The organism is Hominilimicola sp., assembly GCF_046972485.1.
In the GTDB taxonomy this organism is placed as follows: domain Bacteria; phylum Bacillota; class Clostridia; order UBA1381; family UBA1381; genus Hominilimicola; species Hominilimicola fabiformis.
Genome location: NZ_JBKVWU010000085.1, coordinates 1 through 9,210, shown reverse-complemented (window position 1 = coordinate 9,210; position 9,210 = coordinate 1). Strand labels below are relative to the sequence as shown.

Genomic DNA, 9,210 nt, shown 5'->3' with positions numbered 1-9,210 from the left:
CAATTAAACTTTTATAATATATAATTATCTCAATTTTTAAGTTAGAAAGGAAATTTTCAAATGAAGAAGAAATTTACAACAAGAGATTTAATTTTGTGTGCATTGTTCACCGCACTTTCGGCAATCGGAGCGTTTATAAGAATTCCGGTTCCGCTTGTGCCTTTTACTTTGCAAATAACATTTACAACATTGGCAGGTCTTTTGCTCGGTTCTAAAAAGGGTGCAATAAGCGTTGCGGTATACGTGCTTATGGGACTTATCGGAATACCTGTGTTTACACAAGGCGGAGGTTTCAGCTATGTGCTAAAACCAAGTTTCGGCTTTTTGGTAGCCTTCATTATAGGAGCATTCGTAACAGGACTTATTGTCGAAAAGAAACAAAATCCGTCATTCTTGAGAATACTCGGTGCAAGCTTTGCCGGTATGGCATTCGTATACGTTTTGGGTGCGATTTATTTCTATATTATATGTAACTTTGTTATTAATGCACCTGTCAGCATCGGTAAAACAGTTATGTCGTGTTTCGTGCTTGTCGCTCCGGGTAATATCGCCCTTGCAATCCTTGCAGCACTTGTCGCAAAAAGAATTATACCGATTCTAAATCGTCAAAACCAGTCAACTGTTCCCCAACCTAAGACTGTATGATAAAAAAACACTGTGCTTTGTCACAGTGTTTTTTTGATTACTCATAATATTTAAAATAAAAAATACACCCACATCAATATTTCATTGATATGGGTGTATATACAAATGGTGCGACTGTCCTTATTGGACTTATGGAAAAATCGCATAAACACAAGGGTTTTGAGCGGTCAATAAACAGTATTAACCTTAAAATAAAATAATTTTATGTTTAAAAAATATCGTGAATTGCATATTTACGGTATTTTTTATTTCCCTTTTGCACCAAAGACCGACCTTTACATTCTCAGATAGTATATCATAAATACATAAGGCGGTCAATTAAAAAACAAAAGAACGACAAAATTTTTATTTTGCCGAAGTAAAACAGAATATTTTATATATAAGGCATTGGGAACACTCAATGTCTTTTTTTGATGTCGATATTTAGGAAAGGAGCATATCAGCTATGGCAACAGTATTCAGAGTTCAGAAAACAAAAGATTTTACAGTGATGTCTAATCATCATTTAAAAAATAAAGATTTGTCCCTGCGGTCAAAAGGGCTTTTATCGTTTATGCTTAGCTTGCCTGAAGATTGGGATTATTCCCTTAAAGGCTTAGCAACTTTAAATAAAGAGGGCATTGACGCCATACGCTCGGCAATCAATGAGCTTGAAGCGTTTGGATATATTGAGCGTTCCCGCGTCAGAAACGAAAAAGGGCAGCTTGGCGAAAATGAATATATCATACACGAATTGCCTATATCGCCCGAACCAAAACAGACCGAGCCTACATTGGAAAATCCAACATTGGATAATCCTGTACAGGCTGAACCTGAACAGGGCAAGTCCACGCAATTAAATACTAATAAATCAAATACTGAAATATCAAATACTGATTTATTAAATACTTATCCAATCAATTCTACGGAGCCGGAGGAAAACGGCGAACCTGTAAAACCACAACAGCCTGAACGGATAGGAATGGATAAGATTTTAGCATACAGACAGCTTATAAAACAAAATATTGAGTATGATATTTTATGTCAAAAGCTAAACGGCAATATCGGTATTCTGAATGAAATTGTTGATATTATCACTGAAACGGTATGTACAACAAGAGAATACTTAACCGTTGCAAGCGAGGAACGAAATGCGGAAACGGTAAAATCCAAACTTCTGAAACTAAACAGCGAGCATATCGAATATGTCATAGACTGTATGAAGAATAACACAACAGACGTACACGATACAAGAAAATATTTACTTGCGGCGTTATTCAATGCCCCCTCCACTATTGACAGCTATTACACCTTGAAAGTAAATCACGATATGTACGGAGGTAATTAAAATTACATACAACCCAAAATCACGCGCCCCGCCTATGCGAGCGTGTTTTTTAATACAAAATTTTAAATCTTGACAAGGAGGATTTTTAGAAATGAGAAACAAAATAAAAAGAATTTTAGCCGCTGTAATGGCGGCGGGAATGACTTTGAGCGTTATTCCCTCAATCACCACTTATGCGGCGCAGAGTAACGAATATGTCGATCCGGCGGACGTATGGATTGAAGCAAACGGGCGCACAAGCGAGTTTGACATCAATGCAACAGTAACTACGGGTACAATGTTCTGCCCCGTCTGCGATATGCCGACAAGCAACATTTCCTACCGCGTACCCGAATACACACGAACTGGCGAAACCGCATATAATCGCGGCGTCTACTATTCGGACGGTACGCTTATTGACGGAAAAGGCAAAGGCAATCTTGACGACGGAACACCCGGCGTTGACGCGTTCTATACGGGGTATCATTGGACAAAATCAGTTTGTCAGAATTGCGGTACGGTAAATTCCGTTGACGGAATTAACGCGTATTCGTGCGGTAAAGATGTATATTCCCTTAACCCCTGCGACAGCAACTTTTTCTTGGATTTTGACAGTACGGAATACATACCGTACAACAGCAGGACGCATACGGTAAAAGCAAAAAAGGGCAAGTATTGTCAATTCTGCAAAGGCACGAAAGAGCGGGTGCAGGACAAACAGGAAAACCACAACTTCACCGAAAATGTAAACGGCGAATTGGGAAATCAGCGTTTTCACATTACAGCGGATTGTGAGGACTGCGGATATAAGAAAAACGAATACGCGGCGGCAAAGTCTGTTGTACAAAGCTATTATGGCAAGGTTGACGGAAAACCTCATACCGTAACCGTCAATGACTTATCGGAGAATGGCGTAAATACAAGTATTCGTTACGGAACGGAAGCGAAAAAGTGTAACAAGACAAGCGCGCCGAATTATACCGACGAGGGCTATTATCCCGTATATTATGAGATAGAATATACCTACGGCGGCGAGAGTATGACGGAAAACGGCGTAAGCTATGTATGGCTTTTAAGCGATAATCCGCCCTCAAATACAAACAGTATTCATACTCACGATTTCAGATTTTTGGAAACAGTGCGCCCCACTTGTACAGAGTTAGGTTTTGACCGTTTCCAGTGTGCCGAGTGCGGAGCCTTGCAGAAAACGAATTATACTCCCGCAAGCGGGCACGATTACAATACTGTTGTAATTCGTGAGCCGAGTTGTCAGCAAGGCGGTTTAGAATTACATTCCTGTACAAAGTGCGGCAGCTATTATACAGAAAGTACCTCAATGACGGGACACCGTTATGAAACAAATATTGTTGCCTCCACTTGTACAAAGAACGGATATACAGAACATATTTGTATCGACTGCGGATATAAGTACATTACGGATTTAACGCCACTTGCAAAACACGATTACAGACCGACAGTAACCGCGCCCACTTGTAAAACAAAAGGCTTTACCACATACAAGTGCAGAAATTGTGATGATACCTATGTCGGCGATTACACCGAGCCGCGCGGTCATAAATGGGACGAGGGACACACTGTAACTAATTCGACCTGCGAGAGCGAGGGCGTTATGGAATACCACTGTAAACATTGTGATGAAAAGATGATACAGGCAATTTCAGCGACAGGACATACACCCGGAAAGGCTGCTACCTGTACCGAACCGCAAAAGTGCGAAAGCTGCGGCGCTATTCTTGAACTGCCGACAGGACACACCTATTCCGAAACAGTAACGGAGCCGACTTGTACAGCTATGGGATTTACCACATATAATTGTGAGAATTGCGACCATTCATATATCGGTAATTATACGGATAAGACCGAACACAAGTATAATTCAGTTGTAACTCCCCCGACCTGTACGGAAATGGGATATACAACATATACTTGCGAGGATTGCGGCGACAGCTACATTTCAGATTATACGGATAAAACAGAGCATAAATATAATGCTGTTGTAACTTCCCCGACTTGTACGGAAATGGGATATACAACATATACTTGCGAGGATTGCGGCGACAGCTATAAATCTGATTATACGGAGGTTCTTCCTCATAATTACAATAAGCAGACGATTAAGCCTACTTGCACATCACAGGGCTATACAATTTACACTTGCCCCGATTGCGGCAAGGAATATATCGGCGACGAGCAGGAGCCGACAGAGCATAAATATATTCCCACTGTAACCGCGCCGACTTGTACGGAAATGGGATATACAACTTTTACTTGCGAGGATTGCGGAAAATCGTATGTCGCGGATTACACGGACGCGAAAGGCCATAACTATGAGGAAAAAATCACAACTTCCACTTGTACGGGTATAGGATATACAACCTTTACTTGTAAGGACTGCGGAATTTCATATATCGGAAACGAGCAGGCAAAGACCGCTCACGATTACGAAACAACAGTAACCGCGCCTACCTGTACAGAATTGGGCTATACAACATACACCTGTAAAAACTGCGGCGAAACATATAGAGCCGACGAGGTATCGGCAAAAGGACACAAGATGTCAGATTGGATTATTGACGTTCCCGCTACGATTGAGAATGAGGGCAGCAGGCATATTGAATGTACGGATTGCGGTACAGTTTTAAAAATTGAGGAAATCCCCCAGCTTACCGATAAGGACAATTCGGACGAGGACGGATATTCAAAAGTCGGTGATTATAGTATTCTGATTACCGATAAGGACAGCAAGCCTGTTTTCAATTCAGAAATCAGCATTGACAAGGACGATAACATCACAATTAAGCTGCCGGAGGGCAGATTGCTTGACTATGAGGACAGAACGACAATTACGGTTGTTCGTACAGATACAAAGGCAGCGGCAGAGGGCTTGAATATCAATATTTCAGACAAGAGCGGCAACGCCGCAACAGGTCAGACGGACGCAGGCGGTCAGCTTATTGTTCCGAATAATCAGAGCTCAACGGGTAATGAAAACGGCACTATCGGCGGCGATAACGGCGAAACAAAATATACTTATGTTGTTACCGTTACAGACAAAAACGATACCGTCATTCCCGATTGTGAAATTCACATAGGCGATAACCACGATATTGTCGTAAAACTTCCCGACGGTACGGCTATGAACAGCGACAACCGCGTTACTGTTACGGTCAAAGACCAGAACGGCGAAGCAAAGGAAAATGTAAACGTGATTGTCATAGGCGACAGCGACTATATAGAAAAGGGCGTTACAAACGCAAACGGTCAGGCTACATTACCGAATAAAAATCAGGCGTACACGGACAAAAACGGTACGGCGAATGTAAACGGATATATCGTACTTGTCGAAGATGAAACGGAACCGGTATATATGGCGCTTGTAACCGTTGACGATAACGGCGTTATGGTATGCCTCCCCGACGGTAAAAAGATTGATTACCATAACCGTACATCTGTAATTGTAAAGACGAATGACGGAAAAGCGGTTGAGGGCGTAAGCGTAAATGTCTATGACAATGCAGGCGGCGACAGAACCGAGATAACAGACAAGGACGGAAAAATCACTGTTCCTCCGCTGAATGAAAATATAATCGAGAATAAACCGACGCCGGAGCCTACTCTGACAACAAAACCCGGACTTGAAACTCCCGAACCGTCAGAGAAGCCGGACGCAACAGACGAACCGAGCGCAACGGATAAACCGTCAGAAACAGAAAAGCCGGACGCGACAGAGCAGCCGAGCGAAACGGAAAAGCCGAAGCCTACCGTAAATCCCGATAATGGAAGCGAGGTTGTTACTCCCGATTATTCGTATAAGGTATCTGTAAATGACAATGACGGCGCTGTAAACGGCGCAATCGTCAGTGTTGATAAAGACAACGGCAGCGTTACGGTTAAGCTCCCTGATGAAAAGGGTATCACTCCCGATAACAGAATTATTATCGGAATTACAGACAAGGACGGAAAAGCTGTAAACGGCGTACCTGTTACCGTAATTGCAAAGGACGGAACGGAAGCAAAAGACCTTACAAACAGTGAGGGCATTGCGATTGTTCCCCCGACAAGTACAGACCGTACAGACAAAAACGGCTATGCACAGGTTGTTGAGGGAGAAAAGACATACAATGTCATTGTCGAGGACACAAAGGCAAAAATCGAAAATGCCGCCGTTGAGGTTAAGGACGGTAAAATCAGCGTTATTCTTCCCGACGGAAACAAGCTCAATACAGATAATCAAACCACTGTAACCGTCAGCGGCAAGGATAATACAGCGGTCAAGGATATTTCCGTAACTGTTACCGATAAGGATAATAAGACAGCGACAAAATCAACCGACGCAAACGGTAAAATCACTGTACCCGTCAAGACTTCAACAGGCGGTGGCGGCGGTTCTTCTTCAGGAGGAAGCGGCGGCAGTAGCGGATATGTCAAGCCGTCATACACTGTAAAGGTTGTCGATAAGGACGGAAAGACCGTCAATGTCAATAAGACCGTCAAGGACGATAAAATCACTTTGACGCTTCCGAGCGGCAAAACTCTTGACGATAATTATTATACAATTACCGTAACGGATAACAAGGGCAAGACAACGGCGGGTATTGATGTTACGCTCAAAGACAAGAATAATTCCGTCAGCGGCGCAACCGACGCAAACGGTCAGCTTATTATGCCGACAAACACGCATAATTCTTATGTAGTCGGATATGAGGACGGAGCCTTTAAGCCTGAAAATAATATGACAAGAGCAGAAGCAGCTGCCATATTCGCCCGTAATATTGCAGAGCGTAAGGGCGAAAATATTTCAAGCCGTAAATCATCATTTAAGGACGTATCAAGCAAGGATTGGTTTAATAACTATATCGCCTATCTTGAAAAGTACAAGGTAATATCCGGCTATGACGATAAGACATTTAAGCCGGACGAACATATTACAAGAGCCGAATTTGTAACAATGTGTATGAGGTTCTATGCGCTGGACGCTAAGACAGTGGCGGCAAAGAAGAATATTTTTAATGATGTACCAAAATCACATTGGGCGTCAGGTTATATTTACAGCGCTGTTGGTATGGGCTGGATAAACGGATACAGCGACAGCACATTTAAGCCGGACAGCAACATCACACGCGCGGAGGTTGTAACGATTGTAAACCGCGTAACAGGACGCGCCGCCGATACGGAATACATCAATAAGAATATGTCAGCCGTAAATAAATTTACAGACCTCAAAGACAAGTCATATTGGGCGTTTTATGAAATCCTTGAAGCAAGCAATACGCATAATACCGTTGACGGAAAGAGCGGCGAAACTTGGGTAAAATAATTGTCTGATTTGTGTATTGTGTTTGTTGACCGGATATGATATAATCTTTATAATATTTTATATCGAAAGGAAAGAATATTATGGATAAAAAATTAAAAATAATTATAGAAAACTGTCCCCAAAATCATAAATGCCCCGCTGTCAATGTTTGTCCTGTTGGAGCGTTAAGTCAGAAAGATTTTGAAGCACCGATAATAGATTATGACAAGTGTATAGGGTGCGGTAAATGTTCAAATTTCTGTCCTAAAAAAGCATTGGTATTATAATTGGATTATACATAAGGGGTGTAAACGGTGGAGGAACGCATAGAACCGACAAATACGGTACAGACTGAATTTGACGAGTGGATTATAAACGGTTTGGATAAGGCGGAAGAAATAATCCATAAATCAGATACAGAGAATATTAAGCAATAAGCGGTTGTTTGAAAATAAACAGCCGCTTTTTTGTTGCAAGGAGTGATGTCTATACAGGAAGAAATAAATAAAAAAACAGTTGCGTTAGTTATAAGCGCTTCCAAAATGACGGGGCGCGTATTGCAGGCGGCAATTCGTGAATACCTAAGACAGCAGCAGAAAAATAAAAACAAGGGCTATCAGGGTAAACAGACGATTAAGCAGCTTGTAGAGTCAGGCGCGGCGCTTTCAAATATTGAGATAACGAATAAAAATATAAAATCTTTTGAGCCGGTGGCGAAAAAGTACGGACTTGACTATGCTTTGAAAAAGGATAATTCCACGAAACCGCCGAAGTACCTCGTATTCTTCAAGGGTAAGGATATTGATGTCATAAATATGGCGTTTCAGGAGTATTCGCAAAAGCTGTTACGGGAAAAACCGTCAATCCGTAAAATGTTATCTCAAATGCGCGAGCTTGCAAAGACTATCAATCCGAAAGACCGCGCCCGCCGCAAAGAACAGGAGCGCGATATATGAGGATAGACAAAAGGTTTATTCTTTTAAATATCCCGTATCTTCTGTTCTTTTGGATTGCTGATAAGATATGCTATATATACAGGATAACAGAGGGTAATAAAATAATAGCGTTGGTTCAGGGAATTGCGGAGTTTTACAAAGCTCCGCTTTTTTCGTTCCACATAATCGATATATCAATCGGAGTAATAGCCGCGCTTCTGATTAAGTGCGCAGTTTATGTCAGGGGTAAAAATGCTAAGAAATACCGAAACGGCATTGAATACGGTTCGGCGCGCTGGGGTACGGCGTCAGACATAGCCCCGTATATTGACGGACAGAATTTCTATAATAATGTTCTTCTCACGAATACGGAACGGCTTACAATGGACAGCCGCCCGAAGCTGCCGAAGTACGCAAGAAATAAGAATGTTCTTGTAATCGGCGGCAGCGGCAGCGGTAAGACAAGGTTTTTCATAAAACCGAATTTAATGCAAATGCACAGCAGCTATGTTGTAACCGATCCGAAAGGTACGGTTTTAATTGAGTGCGGGAAGCTGTTACAAAAAGGCGGATATATCATAAAAACATTTAATACGATAAATTTCAAAAAGAGTATGAAATATAATCCGTTTGAGTACATACGCAGCGAAAAGGATATTTTGAAGCTCGTTAATACCCTTATTGCGAATACCAAAGGCGAGGGCGAAAAGTCAAGTGAGGATTTCTGGGTTAAGGCTGAACGCCTGTATTATTGCGCCCTCATAGGCTATATTTGGTACGAAGCGCCCGACGAGGAAAAGAACATCATAACTCTTTTGGATATGATAAACGCGTCGGAAGCAAAAGAGGACGACGAGAATTATAAAAGCCCCGTTGATTTACTCTTTGACCGTCTGGAAGAAAAGGAACCGGAGCATTTCGCAGTAAAGCAGTATAAGAAATACAAAATGGCAGCCGGTGATATATGCTCTAAGTGACTTCTTAATCATGATTTTGTCATGGTTAGT

General features: G+C 41.9%; 6 protein-coding genes and 1 pseudogene. All 7 read left to right on the top strand.

The genetic code is table 11. From position 1 onward, the window contains the following. Positions 1-60: 60 nt before the first annotated feature. Complete coding sequence (locus tag ACLTU0_RS08710; RefSeq protein ID WP_412275991.1) at positions 61-645, top strand: biotin transporter BioY; 585 nt, start codon at positions 61-63, stop codon at positions 643-645. A 445-nt stretch (positions 646-1,090) separates the two neighbouring features. Beyond that, positions 1,091-1,972 carry a DUF6017 domain-containing protein gene (locus tag ACLTU0_RS08705; protein ID WP_022230656.1) on the top strand — a complete coding sequence of 294 codons (882 nt, stop codon included), beginning with the start codon at positions 1,091-1,093 and terminating at the stop codon, positions 1,970-1,972. A gap of 91 nt (positions 1,973-2,063) precedes the next feature. Beyond that, on the top strand, positions 2,064-7,289 hold the full coding sequence (locus ACLTU0_RS08700) for an S-layer homology domain-containing protein (protein ID WP_022230657.1): 5,226 nt from the start codon (positions 2,064-2,066) through the stop codon (positions 7,287-7,289). Positions 7,290-7,369: 80 nt separating this feature from the next. Beyond that, entirely contained in the window at positions 7,370-7,555 is a 186-nt protein-coding gene (locus ACLTU0_RS08695; protein ID WP_022230658.1) for a 4Fe-4S binding protein, read from the top strand. 27 nt (positions 7,556-7,582) lie between these two features. Then, on the top strand, positions 7,583-7,705 hold the full coding sequence (locus ACLTU0_RS08690) for a hypothetical protein (RefSeq protein WP_308456992.1): 123 nt from the start codon (positions 7,583-7,585) through the stop codon (positions 7,703-7,705). Positions 7,706-7,756: 51 nt separating this feature from the next. Beyond that, a complete protein-coding gene (locus tag ACLTU0_RS08685; RefSeq protein WP_147514132.1) occupies positions 7,757-8,224 on the top strand; it encodes a PcfB family protein in 468 nt (155 codons plus the stop codon). Continuing rightward, a pseudogene (locus tag ACLTU0_RS08680) lies at positions 8,221-9,162 on the top strand (type IV secretory system conjugative DNA transfer family protein); the annotation flags it as partial. The gene ACLTU0_RS08685 and the pseudogene ACLTU0_RS08680, both read left to right, overlap by 4 nt. Between the last annotated feature and the right edge of the window lie 48 nt (positions 9,163-9,210).

Excerpts from the sequence above, each read along its gene's own strand:
- ACLTU0_RS08705 (WP_022230656.1), top strand. The coding sequence starts at position 1,091 with ATGGCAACAGTATTCAGAGTTCAGAAAACAAAAGATTTTACAGTGATG.
- ACLTU0_RS08710 (WP_412275991.1), top strand. The coding sequence starts at position 61 with ATGAAGAAGAAATTTACAACAAGAGATTTAATTTTGTGTGCATTGTTC.
- ACLTU0_RS08700 (WP_022230657.1), top strand. The coding sequence starts at position 2,064 with ATGAGAAACAAAATAAAAAGAATTTTAGCCGCTGTAATGGCGGCGGGA.
- ACLTU0_RS08695 (WP_022230658.1), top strand. The coding sequence starts at position 7,370 with ATGGATAAAAAATTAAAAATAATTATAGAAAACTGTCCCCAAAATCAT.